Here is a 19,407-nt window from a genome sequence, read left to right as displayed (position 1 = left end):
GGCTTGTACGAAGCGGTGGTTTCACGTAGTAAGCAGCGTCGTGTGCATGATGTCGTTGATTCCAGGCACTGCGCGCTGCCGCCCGTCCTCGGCGACCGAGAGTCGCGCGGAAGCAAGTTGATGCTCAATCTCACCGAGCTGGACCGCGACGCCGCCGATGTCGACCGCCAGTTTCTCGGTGTACTCGACCTTCGTGTGTGCTTCCTGCTCGAAGTATTGGAACGGGGCGCCTTCAAAATGGGCTTCGGTCCAGGAACTGACGAGCGTCTTCCCCTGCAAGAGCAGGATCGCCTGGTCAATCTTGCGCCAGTCAGCCTCAGTGACCTCAGAAAGGTCTGGGACGGTGATGGGGTGTTCCGTGTACTCCTGGATTATGACGAGAGAGCGGACGAAGGACAGGACCGCGGGGTGGACGAGTTCCGTCTGCTGGTTGATCGGGGACTTGCTCCGGTACGGCCCGAGCTTGCCGCCGATCTCAAGGCAGTTGGGCTCAGTGAACTCCGACAGGAACTCAAGCACCGGTAGCACCTCGACCGCTGTCGCACCCACCAGGCCGTGTAGCGCCAATCGCATCGAATGGCGACCGGTCTCCTTGTCGTGGAAGCTGTCAACGGAGAACGTTTTTGAATCGTGGATGCTCTCTACCCACACGCCGGTGCCGCTAGGTCCGACCGACGGCGGGAACACCTTCATCTCGATCGGCGAACCTGCTGTTCCGTCTGGACGAGCAATGCGCATTCGGATTTCTTTGGGCGGGACTGTATCGGAAGGGCTGATCCGCACTGTGCCGACATCGCTGCGCGCGAGCCCGCCCGGGAGATCGGCAGTCACTGAGGCGGCCACGGTAAGCGGAGTGCCGTACTTGAGCCATGAAGCGTAGGCGTCGTGATCGAACCCCGGATCTTCGAACCGGAAGGCCACATCGACCGGCACGGGACGGTCTTCTGTCGCGCTGGCGTAGCGTGCGTAGATCTTCAGGGTGACCCAGCCTGTCGGCAGGCTTCTCTGAGTGGCGCCGACCAGCCACGGCTCGTTCCGCAAGATCGGCTTTTCCGGATCGATGCTCACGGCGTACCGGAAGTGCGGGTCATAGTCGAGAATTGCCAGGAGGTCGGCAAGGTGGTCCTGGAGTTCACCGGGAGTGACCGGCGCAGTCAGGGGGGAGTTTGTTGCGTGTATCTCCTGCACCCCAAGGCCAAGGCGGGCGACTGTCTCGGTGGCTACGCGGAGGCGCTCGCGGCCATCTGCCAGGTAGTAGTCAATCACATTGGGGTATTTTGCGGCGAGCCCGTCACAGTAATCGAGCCCGCGCCACTTGATGATTCGGCCAGGGGCGGCCCGCCACTCCTCCAGGCGGTCCACCTCATCGTTTTCGAGTGCCAGCGCCGCATCCTGTCTCATTTCAGCGATGACGCGGTCAGGCATCGGTTCGAACCAGTCACGTAGATTCTCAAGAGTGGGGTCGAGCGGCATCACGAGGTACCAGTCCGCCAGTGGAAACCCCCTTCGGAGGAACGTGAGCAAGACTCGTCGAAACGAACTCTCGATTTTCTTTTTCTGGCCCGCAGACAGGTTCTGTGAGAACTGCTTGATCTCCAGGACGTCTAGTCTGTTCGGCTCCAGAGAGTTCGGCGTCAAGACATCGATGCCTCCGTCACCCTTTGAGGCGCGGATTCGATTAGCGTGAACGAACTCCGTGCAGAGCATGCACGCTAGTACGGTCTCTACCTGTTCGCCGTCAAGGACGGACCAACCCACCCGCTGCATGAGAGGCTTCCTGTCATGTGTTGTCACCAGCGTCCACGAGTTAGCAGGAGTGAGGTGCGACACAATCTTCTGAATCCTGGCTCCCTTGAGCAACAGGATCACTTGAACGAGCTGCGCGGCTCGACCACCCGCCGATCAGTCAACTGAGCGGACGGAGTAGATGTTGTGTCTGAGGCTCCCAGGAGCGTTGAATGACCTACTGCTTCAGAGCAAAACTTGCTTCCACTACCCACCGACCGCCGCGTCCCGCGGCCGATGAGGTAGAGGTTCTGCGTTGTGCCCCCGGCAGGATTCGAACCTGCGACACCTGGTCCCGGAAACCAGTGCTCTATCCACTGAGCTACGGAGGCGCGCCCGACGAGTCGGACGGAACGATGCTATCAGCCCCCGGACGGGGGGTCGAACGCGGTTTGGCCGGTGAGGATCACACCTTCGTTTCGTCCTGCGATTCGGCGCGGCGAGTGTCGGAGGGCGGGCATAGGCTGACTCCGCCGAAACCTGTGAGCCTAGCGGACACGCTGCGGTTTCGCCGTGCGAATCACCGGAAAAACACATCATCTTGGGGCGACCCCAAGGACCGACCACAACATGTATGATTCCCCTCTGTCAGAACCAACAGCACGAGGGGATGCAGAGATGACCGGGCTCGCCACCACGCCATCCGCCACCACCACCGCTCCGCAGCAGCGGGAGCCCGAGCAGGGCCCCGCGGCGCTGATCGCCGAGCGCATTCGCGTCCATGCCGCCGGACTGCCCGACGTGGACGGCGAGAAGGTCATCGCCCAGATCGAGGCGGGCCTGTGGCCCGGCGCGACCGAGAAGGCGCTGCGCGAGCGCGCCGTCGAGATCACCTCGTCGAGCGTCGCCTCCGAGCCGACCTACTCCAAGCTCGCGGCCCGGCTCCTCGCCGAGCACATCGCGGAGGAGACCGCGGGCGAGGGCGTCACCTCGTTCACGACCTCGATCGCCGCGTGCCGCGACAACGGCCTGCTCGCGGACGACCTCGTCGCGTTCGTCGACGCCAACGCCGCCGCGCTCGACGCCGTCATCGACGACGCCGCCGACGACCGCTTCGAGTACTTCGGCCTGCGCACCGTCTACGACCGCTACCTGCTGCGCCACCCCGAGCACCGCACGGTCCTCGAACGGCCCCAGTACTTCATGCTCCGCGTCGCGTGCGGCCTGAGCCAGTCCGTCGAGGAGGCCGCCGAGCTGTACCGGCTCATGTCGGCCCTCGCGTACCTGCCGTCCTCGCCGACCCTGTTCAACTCCGGCACCAAGCGCGCGCAGCTGTCCTCGTGCTTCCTGCTCGACTCCCCCAAGGACGAGCTCGACTCGATCTACGAGCGCTACAGCCAGGTCGCGCGCCTCTCGAAGTACGCGGGCGGCATCGGCATCGCCTGGTCGCGCGTGCGCTCGCGCGGCTCGCTCATCCGCGGCACCAACGGCCACTCGAACGGGATCGTGCCGTGGCTGCGGACCCTCGACTCGTCCGTGGCCGCGGTGAACCAGGGCGGGCGCCGCAAGGGCGCCGCGTGCGTGTACCTCGCGACCTGGCACGCCGACATCGAGGAGTTCCTGGAGCTGCGCGACAACACCGGCGACGTCGAGCGCCGCACGCACAACCTGAACCTCGCCAACTGGATCCCCGACGAGTTCATGCGCCGCGTCGAGAACGACGCCACCTGGTCGCTGTTCGACCCCAAGGAGACCCCCGAGCTGGTCGACCTGTGGGGCGAGGAGTTCGACGAGGCGTACAAGGCCGCCGAGAACGCCGGGAAGGCCCGCAAGACCGTGCCGGCCCGCGAGCTGTACGGCCGCATGATGCGCACCCTCGCGCAGACCGGCAACGGCTGGATGACCTTCTCCGACACCGCGAACCGGACCTCGAACCAGACCGCGCGCAAAGAGAACGTCATCCACCTCTCGAACCTGTGCACCGAGATCCTGGAGGTCACGAACGACTCCGAGACCGCCGTGTGCAACCTCGGGTCCGTGAACCTCGCCGAGCACTGCTCGCCCGAGGGCTTCGACTTCGAGCGGCTGGAGACGACGGTCCGCAGCGCCGTCAAGTTCCTCGACCGCACCATCGACCTGGGCTTCTACCCGACCGCCGAGGCCGAGAAGGCCAACCGCAAGTGGCGCCCGATCGGCCTGGGCTGCATGGGCCTCGCCGACGTGTTCTTCAAGCTGAAGCTCGCGTTCGACTCCGAGGAGGCGCTCGCGCTGTCGACGGCGATCGCCGAGCGGATCGCGCTGGTGGCGTTCGAGACCTCCGCGGGCCTCGCCGCTTCGCTCGGGGCGCACCCGAACTTCGCGGAGACCCGCGCCGCCGAGGGCGTGCTCCACCTCGACCACTACCCGAACGCGCGGATCACGCTCACCGAGCGCTGGGACGCCGTCCGCGGGCAGGTCGCCGAGCACGGCCTGCGCAACTCGCTCATGATCGCCATCGCGCCGACCGCCACGATCGCCTCGATCGCCGGGTGCGCCGAGTGCATCGAGCCGGTCGTCTCCAACGTGTTCAAGCGCGAGACCCTGTCGGGCGAGTTCCTCCAGGTCAACCGCCACCTGATCGCCGAGCTCAAGGAGCGCGGCATCTGGAGCGAGCAGCTGCGCCAGGCCATCGTCGTCGCCGAAGGCTCCGTCCAGGGCATCGACGCGATCCCGGCCGACCTCCAGGAGCGGTACCGCACCGCCTGGGAGCTGCCGCAGCGCGCCCTGATCGACCTCGCGGCGGCCCGCACGCCGTTCATCGACCAGGCCCAGTCGCTCAACCTGTTCCAGGCCAGCCCGACCATCGGCAAGCTCTCGTCGATGTACCGGTACGCGTGGCAGCAGGGCCTCAAGACCACGTACTACCTGCGCAGCCGCCCGGCGACGCGCATCAACCAGACGACCGTGAGCGCCGCGCCCGCCGCGCAGGCGCAGCCGGAAGGACAGTCGCAGCCCACCGAGCTGGAGGTCATCCCGGCCGACATCGCGTGCTCCCTGGAGAACCCGGAGAGCTGCGAAGCCTGCCAGTAGGACCGCCGGAGGCGGGCCCGGCCGGGCCCGCCTCCCTGTTCCCTTGAACAGCACAGACTTCGAACTGCCGCCCGCCCCTAAGCGAACCGACTACCGAGAGGACGCCCAATGCTGCTCGACCCGGGCATGAACCTGACCCTGCGACCGATGAAATACCCGGACTTCTACGACCAGTACCGGGCGGCGATCAAGAACACGTGGACCGTCGAGGAGGTCGACCTCGCCTCGGACCTGACCGACCTGGCGACGTTCACCCCGCAGGAGCAGCACCTCATCCACCGGCTCGTGGCGTTCTTCGCCACCGGCGACACGATCGTCGCGAACAACCTGGTGCTCAACCTGTACCAGCACGTCAACTCCCCCGAAGGGCGGCTCTACCTCTCGCGCCAGCTCTTCGAGGAGGCCGTGCACGTGCAGTTCTACCTGACGCTGCTCGACACGTACCTGCCCGACCCCGACGAGCGCGCGAAGGCGTTCGACGCGGTCAACAACATCCCGTCGATCAAGCGCAAAGCCGACTTCTGCTTCAAGTGGATCGACGAGGTCTTCGACATGCAGGAGCTGAAGACCGGCGAGGACCGCCGCAAGTTCCTCCTCAACCTCATCTGCTTCGCCGCGTGCATCGAGGGCCTGTTCTTCTACGGCGCCTTCGCGTACGTGTACTGGCTGCGCAGCCGCGGCCTCCTCGACGGCCTCGCCACCGGCACCAACTGGGTGTTCCGCGACGAGTCCTGCCACATGAACTTCGCGTTCAGCGTCGTCGACGTGGTGCGCCAGGAGGAGCCCGAGCTGTTCGACGAGGAGATGCGCAAGCAGGTCACCGACATGCTGGAGGAGGCCGTGGAGGCCGAGCTCCAGTTCGCCGAGGACCTCATCGGCGAGGGCATGCCGGGCATGACCGTCAAGGACATGAAGTCGTACCTGGAGTACGCCGCCGACCAGCGCCTCGTGCGCCTCGGCATGCCGAAAAAGTGGGGCTCGGAGAACCCGTTCCCCTTCATGGCGCTCCAGGACGTGCAGGAGCTGACGAACTTCTTCGAGCGCAGGCCGACCGCCTACCAAGTGGCCGTGGAAGGCAAGGTCGACCTCGACGAGGAGTTCTGATCCCGGGCCGCAGGGTGTCTCCCGCCTGCGGCTGAACGAGGAGGGGCCCGGCGCTGGTGCGCCGGGCCCCTCTTTGTCGCTGCTTGTCGCTCGCTGCGCTCGCTCCGGATTCCCGAAGCGGCGCCGCTTCGCTTGCCGCTACCCCGCTCTCGCGAACGTGGAGCCCGAAGCCTCGGTGCCGTCGCTGAGCTGGGCGACGCACAGGAACGTGCCGTCGCCGGGGACGTACACGTCGGTGGTCCAGTCGACGGCGTCGCTGGAGACGAGCTGCGAGAGCGGGCCGCCGTCGGCCTGGCCGTTCACGCAGGCCGCGGCCACGGTCGGATCGGCCCGCGCCGCTTCGACGTCGGCGACGCCCTCGGGGAGCTGGCCGGTCGCGTAGGCCTCCCACAGGTGGTTGCCCTCGCAGCCGGTCGCGGCGAACGCGGCGTCGAAGCAGGCCGGTTCGGCGACGCAGCCCGCGCCCTCGACGGTGAGCGTGCATTCGCCGACGTAGTCGTCGGCCATGGACTGGGACGCGAGGTCGGCGGGTTCCTCGCCGCCGCCGAAGAGCCACACGCCGCCCGCGATGAGGAGGCCGAGGATGACCAGGCCGACCGCGCCCATGCCGATGAGGCGGCCGATCTCGGAGCCGCCGCCGCCCTCTTTGAGGCGGCGCTCGCGGCGGGTCAGGCCGGTCTCGTTGCGGGGCACGGGGACCGGGAGGCGGGAGTCGTGGTCGTCGTCGCGTCCGCCGCTGAAGGCCTCCCAGCGGCCCGTCTCGCCCGCGAAGTCCGAGCCGGGGGCCGGGGCCGGGGCGGGGCTCACCGGAGGGCTCACGGGCGGGCTGGGCATGCGCGCGGGGCCCGCTGCGGGGGCCGCGGCGCGGCGCATCGGCGCGGTGGCGGGGGCCGGGGGCTCCTCGGCCGCGGGGCCGCGGCGCTTGGCCGGGGCGAGGCGGAGCGTGGACGGCGAGTCGGGCAGGCCGCCGAGCTCGGCGTAGCCGGGGGCCGCGGGCTCGTGGAACTCCGTGGGGGCCGCGTTCAGGGGCGGCGAGGTGTAGGCGCCGTAGAGCCCTTGGGACGCAGGCGAAGGCGCGTGCGGGAGGTCGTCGGTGACGCGCGGGATGATGCCGGTGGACGCCTCGGGGATGCTCGCGAGGAACTCGCGGAACTCGACCGCGGTGGGGCGCCCGTCGGGGTTGTTGATGAGCGCGGTGCGCAGCATCTCCAGGAGCAGGGGCGATATGCCGGGGATCGCCGGGATCGGCTGGTCGAACAGGGCCGCGACCTCGTTGATGTCGAGGCCGCCTTCGGCGGGGAAGCGCGGCGGGTTGCCGCTGAGCATCGCGTAGAGGGTGGCCGCGAGGGAGTAGACGTCGGCGCTCGGGCCGACGTGCTGCATCTGGAAGACCTCAAGGGGCGCATAGGCGGGCGTCGCCATCATCGAGAACCGCTCCCCGGGGCGGGGGGTCGGGATGAGGCTGGAGAGGCCGAAGTCGGCGAGCACGGCGTGGCCGTGGTGGTCGATGAGGAGGTTCGCGGGCTTGATGTCGCGGTGGACGATCCCGGCCTCGTGGGCCGCGGCGAGCGCGTCGGCGATGCGGATGCCGATCTCGATCGTGCGGTGCGGGGGGATCGTGGTGTGGCGGTCGAGCAGGTCGGCGACGGAGCCGCGGCAGCGCTCCATGACGACGTACGGGTTCGCCTGGTGGGTGAGGCCGGCCGAGAGCATCTTGACGACGCAGGGGTGGTCGGAGAGGCGCCCGGCGGTCTGGACCTCGTGGCGGAAGCGCTCGCGGGAGGCGTCGTCGGTGAGGGGGCGGGCCTCGATCTTCACGGCCACTTCGGCGCCGTCGTCGAAGCGCGTGGCGCTGTAGACGGTGGAGTAGGCGCCGCGGTCGATCTCGGTGAACCCGGTGAGGCGCTCGATGCCGTGCAGGAGCGACTCGGGGTCGGCTTCGGGGCGGGCTCTCGGCGGGGAGAGGGGAGCGGTTGGAGCACCGTAGGACGACATGGTGTCCACTGGAAACTGCCTCCGTTCTCGGCCGACGTGCAAGCCGAAAGGTCGCTCGGTGTCGAGCCTGTTCAGGTCGGGTGCGCGGGTCAGCGCCGGGGTGCGCGCCGCTGCGTTGCGAGAGCGACTCGGGCCTGGGGGATCCGAGTCATGGGACCTATCGGATAACGGTACGGCAACGCGCCCACGATTCTGTATACCCCTAGACGAAAAGCCAGCGAGAACTGGCCGAACGGTTGATATGTCGCTTCCCGAGGGCGAAGTACCGGTGGCGCATAGTGAACGCATCCCCCGTGTAGCGCGCGGGAGGACGGGTGTTCCGGCGGCCTCCGCGGGGATGCCCGTCCGCCCGCCGCGTCCTCCGATCATCAGGCTCCCGCCACCCGGTCGCCGTCGAGTTCCATCGCGTCGGCGAGGTATCCGGCGGCCCACGCGGTGGACTCCGGGTCCTCGCCGAAGGACTTGATCACGGTCTTGGCCCATTTCGCGGCTTCCTCGGGACGGCCGTCCTCGTCGAGCAGGCGCGCGTAGCGGGCGACGATGGCCCGGCGCGGGCGTCCCAGCGACGGCTCGTCGTAGTGGGCCGCAAGGGGTTCGAGCATCCGCAGGGCTTCGGCGCGGTCGCCCTTGGCGGCGCGCACGTCGGCCAGGAGCGCGGTGTTGGCGGCGCGGCCCGGCTCCAGGACGTCGTCGGTGAGGAGCGCGAGCGCTTCCTCGGCGGCGGTCTCGGCGGTCGCCGGGTCGCCCATTTCGAGCGAGCAGCGGCCTCTCAGGTTGTGCGCCAGGCTGATGAGGAGCGGGTGGCCGGTCTTCGCGCCGTACTCCTCCGCGTGCGCGGCGAGGTCCAGGGCGTGGTCGAGCGCGCCGATCGAGCGGGCCGCGAGGGCCCGCACGTACTTCGCGAAGCCGCGGCCCCAGTCGTCGTCGATCCGCTCGAAGTCGCGGAAGGACTTGCGCGCCAAGGCGTCGGCGCCTTCGGGATGGCCGAGGCCGATCTGCGCGGCGGCGCCGATGGCCCGCAGGAGCCCGACGGCGAACACGTCCCCGGAGCGCTCGCCGATGGGCATGAACACGTCGGAGAGGCGCTTGGCCTCGGTGAAGCGCCCGGCCATGAGGAGCGCGAACGCGGACACGCCGCGGACCCACGCCCGGCCGACCAGGTCCATCTGGCGCGCAAAGGCTTTGGCGGCCTCGCGGAGCACTTCGTCGGCGCCGTCGAAGTCGCCGCGGGCGACGAGGACCCAGGCCTGGTGCTGGAGGGCCCAGGCCAGGCGCTTGTCGTCGCCGACGCCGAACGCCACGTCGTAGGCGTCCATGAAGCGGGCCTCGGCCTCGGACAGGTGCCCGGCGAGGAAGTCGAGGAGGCCGATGCGGCACTGGGCGTCGCAGCGGGGCCCGGCGAGCCCTTCGCGGCGCGACAGCGCCAGCGCGGCCGTCCAGGCCCCGCGGGCCTCGGCGAGCTCGCCTTTGTAGCGGTGGAGGCGGCCGCGCAGCAGCAGGAGCTGGGCGACGAGTTCGGAGGCGTCCTCGGGGAAGTCGTCGCCGAACAGGCGCGGCGAGGGGTGGTCGTCGTCGCCGTGCGCGTGGTCGTGGTCGTCGTCGGGGATGAGGCCGATGTCGATGGCGAGGCCCTCGATCTCGGCTTCGGCTTCGACGGTGCGGCCGAGGCGGGTGAGGGCGCGGCCGCGCAGGAGCCGGTCGTCGTGGGAGAGGGTGGCGATGCGCTCGACGCCGTTGAGGAGGGCGACGGCGCGCTCGGGCTCGGAGGCGTCCATGGCGCGGTCGGCCTGCTTGCGGACGGCGTCGACGGCGAGCGGGAGGACGTTCCAGACCTCGTCGATCGCCTCGATCTCGACTTCGCGCGCGAGAGTGACGGCCTGCTCGGCGTGGAAGACGACGAGGTCGTCGGCGCTCTGGCCTTCGAGCTCGGTGTCGGCGGCCCAGCGGGCGACCTCGGCGTGCGCGTGCGCGGCGTCGGCTTTCCCGATGGGCGCGTAGGCGGCCTGGCGCAGCAGGGGGGTGACGAAGCGGTAGCCGCCGTAGGAGCGGCGGCGGAGCATGCGGCGGTCGAGGAGCTCCTGGAGCGCGAGGTCGAACTCGCCGGGGACTTCCTTTTCGAGCAGTTGCGTGGCCTCGGGCGGGACGGCGTCGCCGAAGATCGAGGCGGCGCGCAGCAGCGCGCGGGCCGCGGGGCTGAGCGCGTCGATGCGGGCGCCGAGGACCTGCGCGAGGTCGCGCGAGAGGACCTTCCCGGTGAGCGAGCCGGCGGCGAGGCGCCACTGGTCGCCGGTGCCGGTGAGGAGGTCCTGCTCGACGAGGAGGGTGACGAGTTCGGCGAGGTAGTACGGGTTGCCCTGCGCGAAGCCGAGGAGGCGGTCCTCGTCGGGCTTGGGCAGGCGCCCGCCGCCGAGGAACTCGCGCAGGAGCCGCGCGGCGTCGGCGCCCGCGAGCGGCGGCAGCGGGTGGACCTCGGCTTCGGAGATGCGGGTGAGGACGCCGGAGGACCTGGTGAGCTCGGGGCGGCCGTAGAGGAGGACGAGCACGGGGCCGTGGATCTTCGCGAGCGCGACGCCGAGGGCGTCGATGCCTGCGGCCGAGGCGGTGTGCAGGTCGTCGATGATGAGGACCATCGGCGTGTTCGTCGACATGTGCGTGATGAGCTCGGCGACGGCCTCGGGGATCGTGTACGCGTCGGACTGCTGCCCGGTGAATCCGCCGACCCGGTCGGCCGCCCCGGGGCGGCCGTGGCCGAGGAGGCCGAGCAGGACGGTGATGTTCAGGCGGCATTCGCCGTGGTCGGCGTGGCCGTCGGCGATCCTGCGGAGTTTGGCCTCGGCGGTGGCGCGGTCGTCGTCGAAGCGCAGGCCGGCGGCCTTGCGCACGAGGTCGGCGAGCGGACCGAAGCGGCGGCCCTCGCCGTAGGGAGCGACGCGCACGGTCAGCACTCGTGCGCCGCGCTCCGTGGCGAGCGTTCTGACTTCGCGGGCGAACCGGGTCTTGCCCATGCCCGCTTCGGCGGTGTGGATCAGGACGAGCGGCTCACCGCGGTCGATGACGGCTTCGAGCCGCCCGGTCACGCGCCCGATCTCGGCGTCCCGGCCGATGAAGGGGGCGGTGTCGCCGAGGCTCGCGCGCGTCCCGGGCTCGTCTTCGAGGCCCAGGAGCTGGAACACTTCGACAGGCTCACGCTTTCCCTTGAGGCGCACGGGAGTGAGGCGGCGCCAGGCCGCGGCGTGCTTCGTGGCGCGCATGGTCTCCTCGCCGGCCCAGATGGTGCCGACGGAGGCGATCGCGCAGATGCGCGCGGCGGTGTTCACGGTGTCGCCGATGACGGTGTATTCGAGATTCGCCTGCATGCCGGCCACGACGAGCCCGGACCGCAGCCCGATCCGGAGCCCGATCGGCAGACCCCCGCCGGACTCGGCCTTCAAGAGCCTCCGGACGCGCTTCTGCATGGCCTGAGCAGCCCGAACGGCGCGCTCGGCGTCGTCTTCATGGGAAAGCGGGGCGCCGAAGACGGCCATGATGCCGTCCCCGGTGAGCTTGTCGACGTGCCCGCCGAACTCGTTGACCGCGGAGACGCACTCCGCGAGCAGCCGGTCCGTCACGGACGAGACCCGCTCGGGGTCGAGGCTCTCCGACCAGGTCGTGAAGTCGGAAAGGTCCCCGAAGAGCACCGTGACATAGCGCCGCTCCGTCTGGGGAGCGGTCGCTTCAGGTGACAGGGGCGCGCCGCAGTTGTGGCAGTAGCGCGCGCCCGGCACAGTGGGCACGGAACAGAACGGGCAGGTCACAGCAGCACCAACGCCGGGACGGGGCTGTGTTGTTCCCCACTCCTTGTGGGAACGGGGCCAAACTTGCGATTCACGGTGGCAAGGATACGTGGCCTACCTGACAGATACCTGTGTGCGGAGGCACAAATCCCCGAGGAGGGGACCAACCCTCCCCCGTTATCGCCGACCCCCACCCGAACGGCTGATCCGGTTACGATCATGCCGTTGCGCAGCACCCCTCACCCTCCGCACCCGAAAGACACCCCATATGGCCCCTCCCCTCTCCGACCCCGACCGACGGGTCCTGAAACTCCGCCCCAACCGCCGCAATTACGCGATCATGGCGGCCGTCGGTGTGCTGTTCAGCGCGTTCTACATCCTGGTCATGCCGCTCGGCATCGGCGCTTGGAACCACCTGGTGAACCTGGTCGTGCTGCCGGGGGTCGCATGCCTCTTCCCCGGCCTCATGGGTCTGGCCGGGTTGTTCTCCTATCGGTACCGCCTCGACGACCAGGTGCTCGAAGAGCTCACTTACTGGCGATGGGTCATCCGCACCTACCCTCGGAAGGGCTACGACCGCCTCGAATTCGTCAACGACCGGCTCTACCAGGCCGACGGGCACGGCGAGTCCCGCAAAGTCCGCATATGGCGCTGGACGGTCCACCCCGACGACTGGGCGGTCTTCGCAAAAGTCGCCCCCAAGCCGCGCCGGCTGGACGACCTCCCGACCATTCCGCCAGCGCAATCCGCACCGCCGCCTCCCCCAGCCCCGCCATCTCCGGCCCGCGGGCTGCTGACTGTTCGGTACAACCGACCTCATGTGTGGTGGCTGCTGGCGGGCAGTGCGCTGCTCTGGTTCTGCTTCCTGGTGCTCTGGGCCCGCTCGGCTCCCGGTTACAGCTTCGACCGCTGGCTGGCGTTCGCGATCTACATGGCAGGGCTGATCCAGTCGGCCTTCTCAATCAAGGCGCTCCGAGCCAAGATCTGCTTCAGCTACGACCCACAGAGGCGCGAGGTGACCACCCGAGGTCGGTGGGGTTCCCGAACCATGTGGTACCCGAGAGACTCCTCAGAGGGACTCGAATACTCGGTCCACACCGGGACCATCTACAAGATCACCGCCCAGGGCAGGCGCCGCAAGTTCGTCCGGATGTCGCACTGGCTGAACGGGGAGGACTGGGCGGCCGTCGTGGACCATCTGCTCGCCAGCGCACCAGCAACCGACACCGGTGATTCGATCCCCAGGACGCCGTCCCGAGTACGGGTGCAGGTGAACCCGTGGCGGGCCGTCTCGGTCGTTGTGGGCGGCTTCGGATTGGCGATCTTGTTCTTCGCGGCGGACCCGAGCGAACCCGGCTTCGCCTGGGAACTGCTGTACGCCACGATCGCGGGCCTCGCGCTGCTCACCAGCATGGACGTGGTGAATCACCTGGCCTTCAGGCCGTTCTTGACCTTCGATCCCGAGAAGGGCCGGGTCGTTATCCGCCCCGGGACGAACCGCCACGCGGTCTTCCCTTCGAAGGACTTCGAGCGGGTCGAGTACTCGATCTATGACGCGCGTGCCTACGAAGTCCGCTCGAACGGCGAGCGCAAACGGCTCCCGATCCCGCGCTGGTACATGAACCGCGCCGACTGGGGAGCGTTCGCCGACGCGCTGATCGCCCACCAGGAGCAGTCGGCATCTGAACCCCTCGAAAACGAAGGACTCCCGAAGTGAACCCGCCTCCCGCGCCCGAAACACCTCCGGCCCCGCAGGGGGATGCACCGCCGTTCCGCATGCGCCTCGACTCGCTCGGCGCTGAGCGAACCGTAATCACCGTGCCGTTCAGGCGCGGGCCGCTCCTCTGGATGGTTGTGCTCAGCTGGCCGCTGACACCGGTGGCGTTTGCGGCGGCCATTTACCTCAGGGTGATCGGCATCGAAAGCCAGCTCCCCATGATCGTGCTCGGTCCGCTGCCGATGGTCGCGGTCTTCAGCACCGTTCTCCTCGTACTCAAGGTCGGGCTCTCGTACGACCTGCGGCAGAGGCAGTTGAGCGGCCTTAACGGACCGATCAAGTGGCGCTTCGGAGACCGTATCGAATACTCGATCTACCGCGGGCGGCTCGAACTGATCCGAGCGAATGGCAAGCGACGCGGGCTCACCCAGAACTCGTGGGCGCTCGACCAGGATTCCTGGACCGAGTTCGTCAACGTCTACCTGTCGCACCAGAACGAATGGAAGCGCGCCGACGACAACGCCGCTGCGCCCGCCGCTCCACCGAATCGAGCGGGCTCGCTGATCGAGGTCGGCATACGCTGGCGCTTCTTCACCTGGATTCTGGTCGCCGGACTCGTCTACGCCGGGCTCAACTACCTCTTCTGGCTCGACACCACGGAGAACTACTCGCCCTACGGGCCGATGGCGATCATCGCCGTCGGCTGCTTCCTGTTCGGCACGGTGCCGCTCGTCCTCAGGCCGGTGCTCACCTATGAGGACGGCCGGGTCAGCGTCAAGACGTTCGGCCGGGCGCGCGAGTTTCCGAGCAAGGGGTACGAGCGGTTGGAGTACTCGGTGTACTGGGGGTGCCTGTTCGAGGTGCGCGCCGATGGGAAGCGGCGGCGCGTCGTCAGGGGGTGGGCGCGCGATCAGGAGTCCTGGAAGGTGTTCGTGGACCGGTTCATGGAGGACCGGTCGTCTGAATAGACGCCGAGGCCCGGTCCCGCGGGGTGCGGGCCGGGCCTCGTTTGCGGCTTTGCTTAGGCGGTGACCAGGCTGGCCTTCTGGAACTCCTTGACCGAGGTGTAGCCGGTCTTGGCCATGGCCCGGCGCAGGCCCCCGAAGAGGTTCTGGGAGCCGTCGGAGGAGTTGGAGGGGCCGTAGAGGATGGCTTCGAGGTCGGGGACCTCGATGTCGCCGGAGTCTCCCGGGCGGAAGCGGCCGCGGGGCAGCTTCGGGTGGGAGGCGGCGGAGTGCCACCAGGCGCCGGCGGCCGGGGACTCGGCGGCGTCGGCGAGGATCGAGCCGAGCATGACCGCGTCGGCGCCGCAGGCGACGGCCTTCGCGATGGCGCCCGAGTTGGTGATCTCGCCGTCGGCGATGAGGTGGACGTAGCGTCCGCCCGTCTCGTCGAGGTAGTCGCGGCGGGCCGCGGCGGCCTCCACGATCGCCGAGGCCATCGGCACGTCGATGCCGAGGACGGTGTCGGTGGTCGACCAGTCGTCGGAGCCGACCCCGACGATGACGCCCGCCGCGCCCGTGCGCATCAGGTGCATGGCCGTCTTGTAGTTCGTGGCCCCGCCCACGACGACCGGGATGTCCAGGTCGGCGATGAACTGCTTCAGGTTCAGGACGTCGCCGCCGGAGGAGACGTGCTCCGCGGAGACGATGGTGCCCTGGATGACCAGCAGGTCCACGCCCGCCTCGACCGCGAGCGGCGCGAGCTCGGCCGTGTGCTGCGGGCTGAAGCGGATCGCCGTGGTGATCCCGCCCGCGCGGATCTCGGCGATCCGCTCGGCGATGAGCTCGGGCTTCACCGGCTCGGCGTAGATCTCCTGGAGGCGCTCGATGGCGTTCTCCGCGGGCGTGTCCGCGAGCTCCTTGAGCAGCGAGGTCGGGTCGACGTAGCGGCACCACAGCCCCTCGCCGTTCAGGACGCCCAGGCCGCCGAGGCGGCCCATCTCGATCACGGACGCCGGGCTCATCGTCGCATCCGAGGGATGCGCGACGGCCGGGATCTCGAACCGGTAGGCGTCGAGCTGCCATTCGGTGGAGACATCGTCGATGTCCCTGGTGCGCCGGGTCGGCACGAGCGCCACTTCGGACAGCCGCCAGCCGCGCGCCACGATCTTGCCGGGGCCGATCTCGACCAATTCCCGCACAGTCTCTCCTCCTACCGGGCCCGACTACCGCGTGTGGTAGTTGGGCGCTTCCACGGTCATCTGGATGTCGTGCGGGTGGCTCTCCTTGAGGCCCGCAGCGGTGATCCGGACCAGACGGCCGCGTTCATGCATCCCCTCGATGGTACCGGCCCCGGTGTACCCCATCGCAATACGCAGACCGCCCACCAGCTGGTAGACCACCTGTGCGAGGGTCCCGCGGTAGGGAACCTGACCTTCGACGCCCTCGGGGACGAGCTTGTCGTTGGAGTCGACCGCGTCCTGGAAGTAGCGGTCCTTGGAGTAGGACTTCGCCTGGCCGCGGGACTGCATGGCGCCCAGGGAGCCCATGCCGCGGTAGGACTTGAACTGCTTGCCGTTCATGTAGATGAGCTCGCCGGGGCTCTCGGCGCAGCCTGCGAACAGCTGTCCCATCATGACGGTGGACGCGCCGGCGACGATGGCCTTCGCGATGTCGCCGGAGTACTGGATGCCGCCGTCGGCGATGACCGGGACGCCGCGCTCGCGGGCGACGCGGACGGTGTCCATGATCGCGGAGACCTGGGGGGCGCCGACGCCCGCGACGACGCGGGTGGTGCAGATCGCGCCGGGGCCGACGCCGACCTTGATGCCGTCGACGCCCGCCTCGATCATCGCGGCCGCGGCCTGCGCGGTGACGATGTTGCCGCCGATGATGTCGACCTTGTGGCCGAAGTCCTTGGAGATCGAGGCGATCATGTCGAGCACGCCGCGGGAGTGCCCGTGGGAGGAGTCGACGACGAGGAGGTCGACGCCCGCCTCGACGAGCTGCCCGGCGCGCGCGTACTGCTCCTCGCCGACGCCGATGGCGCCGCCGACGCGCAGGCGGCCCGAGTCGTCCTTGGACGCGTTCGGGAACTCCTCGCGCTTCGCGAAGTCCTTGACGGTGATGAGGCCGCGCAGGTAGAAGTCGGCGTCGACGATCGGGAGCTTCTCGATCTTGTGCCGCTTCAGCAGTTCGAGGGCCTCCTCCTGGGAGACGCCCTCGGGCGCGGTGATGAGGTTGTCGCGGGTCATGACGGAGGCGACCTTGACGGACAGGTCGGTCTCGAAGCGCATGTCGCGGTTGGTGATGATGCCGACGAGCTTGCCTTTTTCGTCGGTGACCGGGAGGCCGGAGATGCGGTACTTGCCGCAGAGCTTGTCGACCTGGTCGAGGGTGTCCTCGGGCGAGCACGTGACCGGGTCGGCGACCATGCCGGACTCGGAGCGCTTGACGAGGTCCACCTGCTGGGCCTGCTCCTCCGCGGGGAGGTTGCGGTGGAGGATGCCGAGGCCGCCGAGGCGGGCCATGGCGATCGCCATGCGGGCCTCGGTGACGGTGTCCATCGGCGCGGTCAGGAGCGGCACCGAGATGCGGATGTTGCGGGTGAGCTGGGAGGAGGTGTCGACCTCCGCGGGAACCACCTCGGACTCGCCGGGCAGCAGCAGCACGTCGTCATAGGTCAGGCCGAGCGGGATCGCACTCGCCGCGCCCATCGGCACCGTGGTGCCCCCGACACGCTCGCCGGCAGCGCCTTCGAGCCCTTGAATTCCGAAATCCCCTGAGAACGCCATGGGGCAATGGTAGTGCCGTAACGTGCGTCGCCCCGCGTCGCACACGTCCCCGTGGGGTGTGATTCACGGCGGGGAGCTGGGCATCCGGTCATCCTCTGAATCGAGACGGCCCCGGGCGGGCGCCGCGGGGCCGGTCGATGAGTGAACAAGGGTGTGAAGTTGAGGGGGAGGTGAGGTGAGGGGGGTTACTCGAAGAGGTCGCCCGCTTCGTCGGTGAGGCTCTCGACCACGTCGCTGTCGGAGACCGCGTCCCACGCCTCGGTGGCGCCGTCGCTGACGTCCTCCCACACCTCGGTGGCGTCGATGTCGGTGACCGCGTCCGCGACCCCGTCCACGACGTCGTCGAAGATCTCTTCCACGTTCTCGCCGAAACCGTCCATGTGCCCGTCTCCTCGCATCCGTCGGGGTGTCTTGCGGCCCAGCCTAACCAGCGCGCCACGGCGTGTCAGCACCTGATCGCGACGATGGCACGCATCCGGGAGTCCCGCGCCGCGCACCCGCGCTCACCTGGCGTCGTCGCCTCGGGGCGTTAGGCTGGAACCGTGTATGAGGAGCCTCGCGACCCGTTCGCCGACGATCCCGACCACGCGGAGGCGCTCGCCCCGTTCGAACCCGAGCTGGACGACGACGACCGCGCCGACCTGCTCGAAGACCTCCACGAACTGGAGATGTTCGAGAAGGTGCTGCAACCGCAGGGCTTCCGGGGCGTCGTCGTCGACTGCGCCGACTGCGACGAGCCGCACTACTTCACGTGGGGCCTGCTCATGGCGAACCTCCGCGGACTGCTGGAGGCGAACTGCGCGCAGGTCCACGAGCCCGCCTTCGATCCGGACCCGGCGCACTACGTGACCTGGGACTACGCCCGCGGGTTCTCCGACTGCTGGGTGAAGGTGCACGGCCAGGCCGACTAGGCCGGGCGCTGGAGCAGCGCGCCGTCCTCGACGACGGCCGCGATGCGCGGCGCCTGGACGACCACGTCGCCGAGCCGGTCCGCGTCCACGACCACGAGGTCGGCGGCCGCGCCCGGGACCGGGCCGCGCTCGGGCAGCCCGAGGACCGCCGCCGGATTGGCGGTGATCGCGTCGAGCAGCACGCGGCGGTCGGCGGGCGAGACGGCCCGGAAGAGCAGCCCCGCAAGCCACGCCGCCTGGAGCTGGCTCCCGTTCCCGTAGGGCGCGAACGGGTTGCAGAGGTTGTTGTTGGCGATCGAGACGCGCACGCCGAGCGCGGCGGCGCGCAGGATGGGCGCGACCGAGCGGGTCGCGAAGCCGCCGGAGGCCGCGCGCGGGTGCCCGGCGAGGTAGAGGTCCGTGGCGGGCATGACCGCGAGCGCGATCCCGGCGTCGGCGAGCGCTGCGAGGGCCTTGTCCGGGTCGTCCATGGCGGCGAGGGTCGTGACGTGGCCGATCGCGACCCGGCCCTGGAATCCGAGGGCGCGGGTGCGCTCGGCGACGAGGTCGATCTGCGACGCGGCCGGGTCGTCGCTGAAGTCGAGGTGCAGGTCGACGGGTGCGCTGTGGGCTTCGGCGAGGGCGAACACGAAGTCGAGGTGCGCGGCGGGGTCGGCGTCGACGTAGGGGCAGCCGCCGACGACGTGCGCGCCTTCGCGCATGGCGGCGCGCATGAGGTCGGTCTGGCCGGGGAGCTCCAGGCCGCGCTGGGGGAACGCGGTGAGCTGGAGGTCCAGGCGGGTGTCGAGGCCGCGGTGGAGTTCGAGGAGGTCGAGGCCCGTGGCGGGGTCGATCTCGACCATGGCGCGGGCGGCGGTGGTGCCGTTGCGCAGGAGCGTGTCGGCGGCGCGCTGAGCGCCCGCGGCGACCGCCCCGGCGGGGAGCCGGTCGCGGAGGCGGGCGACGGTGGCGATGGCGTCCCCGAGGTCGGGGGTGAGGGCGGCCCCTTCGGCGGCGAGGGCGTCTTCGATGGCGGGGAGCAGGAAGGCCTTGTCGAGGTGGACGTGGGCGTCGGTGAAGGCCGGGAGGACGACGCGTCCGGCGGCGTCGAAGACCTCCGGACCGGGATGCGGCATTTCGCCCAGACCTGCGGTCGGGCGAGTCGCGATTCGGTCGCCCCCGGCTTCGATGGTGCCCGGCGGGTCCGACAGCGGCTTCGGAAGCGGCGGTTCCGGAAGCAGTGGTTTCGGAAGCGGAGTGACGCTCACGATGCGGCCGTCGGCGATGTGGAGGTCGGCGAGGCCGTCGGCGGTGCGGGCGTTCGCGATCCGGGCGAGTGGGGTCACGGGGGTCCTTCCAGGGGGGCGCCCGGCCGCTGCCGCGGCCGGGCGCCGGGGC

Annotated in this window: 12 protein-coding genes and 1 tRNA gene; 5 read left to right on the top strand and 8 right to left on the bottom strand. The window is 69.4% G+C overall.

Features of this window, described 5'->3' with window-relative positions; genetic code table 11:
* Positions 1–21 precede the first annotated feature (21 nt).
* Together WA640_RS19490 and WA640_RS19485 are read right to left on the bottom strand one after the other, a co-directional pair.
* The gene (locus tag WA640_RS19490) at positions 22–1,869 is read right to left on the bottom strand and encodes a hypothetical protein (RefSeq protein WP_335989817.1); all 1,848 of its coding nucleotides are present in this window, start codon (positions 1,867–1,869) and stop codon (positions 22–24) included.
* 175 nt (positions 1,870–2,044) lie between these two features.
* Positions 2,045–2,117, bottom strand: a tRNA-Arg gene (locus WA640_RS19485).
* A gap of 286 nt (positions 2,118–2,403) precedes the next feature.
* Between WA640_RS19485 and WA640_RS19480 the strand changes: the two genes are divergently transcribed.
* Both WA640_RS19480 and WA640_RS19475 read left to right on the top strand, forming a co-directional pair.
* Positions 2,404–4,794, top strand: coding sequence for a ribonucleoside-diphosphate reductase subunit alpha (locus WA640_RS19480; RefSeq protein WP_335989816.1), 2,391 nt, complete (start codon positions 2,404–2,406; stop codon positions 4,792–4,794).
* A 108-nt stretch (positions 4,795–4,902) separates the two neighbouring features.
* Positions 4,903–5,898, top strand: coding sequence for a ribonucleotide-diphosphate reductase subunit beta (locus WA640_RS19475; RefSeq protein WP_335989814.1), 996 nt, complete (start codon positions 4,903–4,905; stop codon positions 5,896–5,898).
* Positions 5,899–6,036: 138 nt separating this feature from the next.
* On the opposite strand, the gene WA640_RS19470 is transcribed toward WA640_RS19475, so the two are convergent.
* A complete protein-coding gene (locus WA640_RS19470) occupies positions 6,037–7,893 on the bottom strand; it encodes a serine/threonine-protein kinase (RefSeq protein ID WP_335990305.1) in 1,857 nt (618 codons plus the stop codon).
* 368 nt (positions 7,894–8,261) lie between these two features.
* Entirely contained in the window at positions 8,262–11,666 is a 3,405-nt protein-coding gene (locus WA640_RS19465) for an adenylate/guanylate cyclase domain-containing protein (protein WP_335989812.1), read from the bottom strand.
* A gap of 340 nt (positions 11,667–12,006) precedes the next feature.
* Here WA640_RS19465 and WA640_RS19460 point away from each other — a divergent pair, with 340 nt between their 5' ends.
* Together WA640_RS19460 and WA640_RS19455 are read left to right on the top strand one after the other, a co-directional pair.
* Positions 12,007–13,383 carry a hypothetical protein gene (locus WA640_RS19460; protein ID WP_335989811.1) on the top strand — a complete coding sequence of 459 codons (1,377 nt, stop codon included), beginning with the start codon at positions 12,007–12,009 and terminating at the stop codon, positions 13,381–13,383.
* Positions 13,380–14,351 (top strand): hypothetical protein, encoded by a 972-nt coding sequence (locus tag WA640_RS19455; protein ID WP_335989810.1) that lies wholly within the window; start codon positions 13,380–13,382, stop codon positions 14,349–14,351. The genes WA640_RS19460 and WA640_RS19455 overlap by 4 nt, the downstream gene beginning before the upstream one ends.
* Positions 14,352–14,404: 53 nt before the next feature.
* Here the strand turns inward: WA640_RS19455 and WA640_RS19450 are convergent, their stop codons facing one another.
* The 3 genes from WA640_RS19450 to WA640_RS19440 all read right to left on the bottom strand — a co-directional run bounded on the left by WA640_RS19450 (position 14,405) and on the right by WA640_RS19440 (position 17,499).
* Positions 14,405–15,526 carry a GuaB3 family IMP dehydrogenase-related protein gene (locus WA640_RS19450; protein ID WP_106363319.1) on the bottom strand — a complete coding sequence of 374 codons (1,122 nt, stop codon included), beginning with the start codon at positions 15,524–15,526 and terminating at the stop codon, positions 14,405–14,407.
* Between the two features lie 24 nt (positions 15,527–15,550).
* Positions 15,551–17,041, bottom strand: coding sequence for an IMP dehydrogenase (guaB, locus tag WA640_RS19445; protein ID WP_106363318.1), 1,491 nt, complete (start codon positions 17,039–17,041; stop codon positions 15,551–15,553).
* Positions 17,042–17,304: 263 nt separating this feature from the next.
* Positions 17,305–17,499: a hypothetical protein gene (locus WA640_RS19440; RefSeq protein ID WP_106363317.1), complete on the bottom strand. Its 195-nt coding sequence runs from the start codon at positions 17,497–17,499 to the stop codon at positions 17,305–17,307.
* A 162-nt stretch (positions 17,500–17,661) separates the two neighbouring features.
* On the opposite strand from WA640_RS19440, the gene WA640_RS19435 reads away from it, so the two are divergent.
* Complete coding sequence (locus WA640_RS19435) at positions 17,662–18,030, top strand: DUF5319 family protein (protein ID WP_106363316.1); 369 nt, start codon at positions 17,662–17,664, stop codon at positions 18,028–18,030.
* Here the strand turns inward: WA640_RS19435 and WA640_RS19430 are convergent.
* Complete coding sequence (locus WA640_RS19430; RefSeq protein WP_335989807.1) at positions 18,027–19,355, bottom strand: amidohydrolase family protein; 1,329 nt, start codon at positions 19,353–19,355, stop codon at positions 18,027–18,029. The two genes, WA640_RS19435 and WA640_RS19430, sit on opposite strands and share 4 nt — an antisense overlap.
* Positions 19,356–19,407: the final 52 nt, after the last annotated feature.

Origin of the sequence: Glycomyces sp. MUSA5-2, from assembly GCF_037034145.1 — a bacterium.
Lineage (GTDB): Bacteria > Actinomycetota > Actinomycetes > Mycobacteriales > Micromonosporaceae > Glycomyces > Glycomyces artemisiae.
This window is presented reverse-complemented; position numbering and strand designations above follow the sequence as displayed.

Excerpts from the sequence above, each read along its gene's own strand:
- WA640_RS19480 (WP_335989816.1), top strand. The coding sequence starts at position 2,404 with ATGACCGGGCTCGCCACCACGCCATCCGCCACCACCACCGCTCCGCAG.
- WA640_RS19475 (WP_335989814.1), top strand. The coding sequence starts at position 4,903 with ATGCTGCTCGACCCGGGCATGAACCTGACCCTGCGACCGATGAAATAC.
- WA640_RS19470 (WP_335990305.1), bottom strand. The coding sequence starts at position 7,893 with ATGTCGTCCTACGGTGCTCCAACCGCTCCCCTCTCCCCGCCGAGAGCC.
- WA640_RS19460 (WP_335989811.1), top strand. The coding sequence starts at position 12,007 with ATGGCGGCCGTCGGTGTGCTGTTCAGCGCGTTCTACATCCTGGTCATG.
- guaB (WP_106363318.1), bottom strand. The coding sequence starts at position 17,041 with ATGGGCGCGGCGAGTGCGATCCCGCTCGGCCTGACCTATGACGACGTG.
- WA640_RS19440 (WP_106363317.1), bottom strand. The coding sequence starts at position 17,499 with ATGGACGGTTTCGGCGAGAACGTGGAAGAGATCTTCGACGACGTCGTG.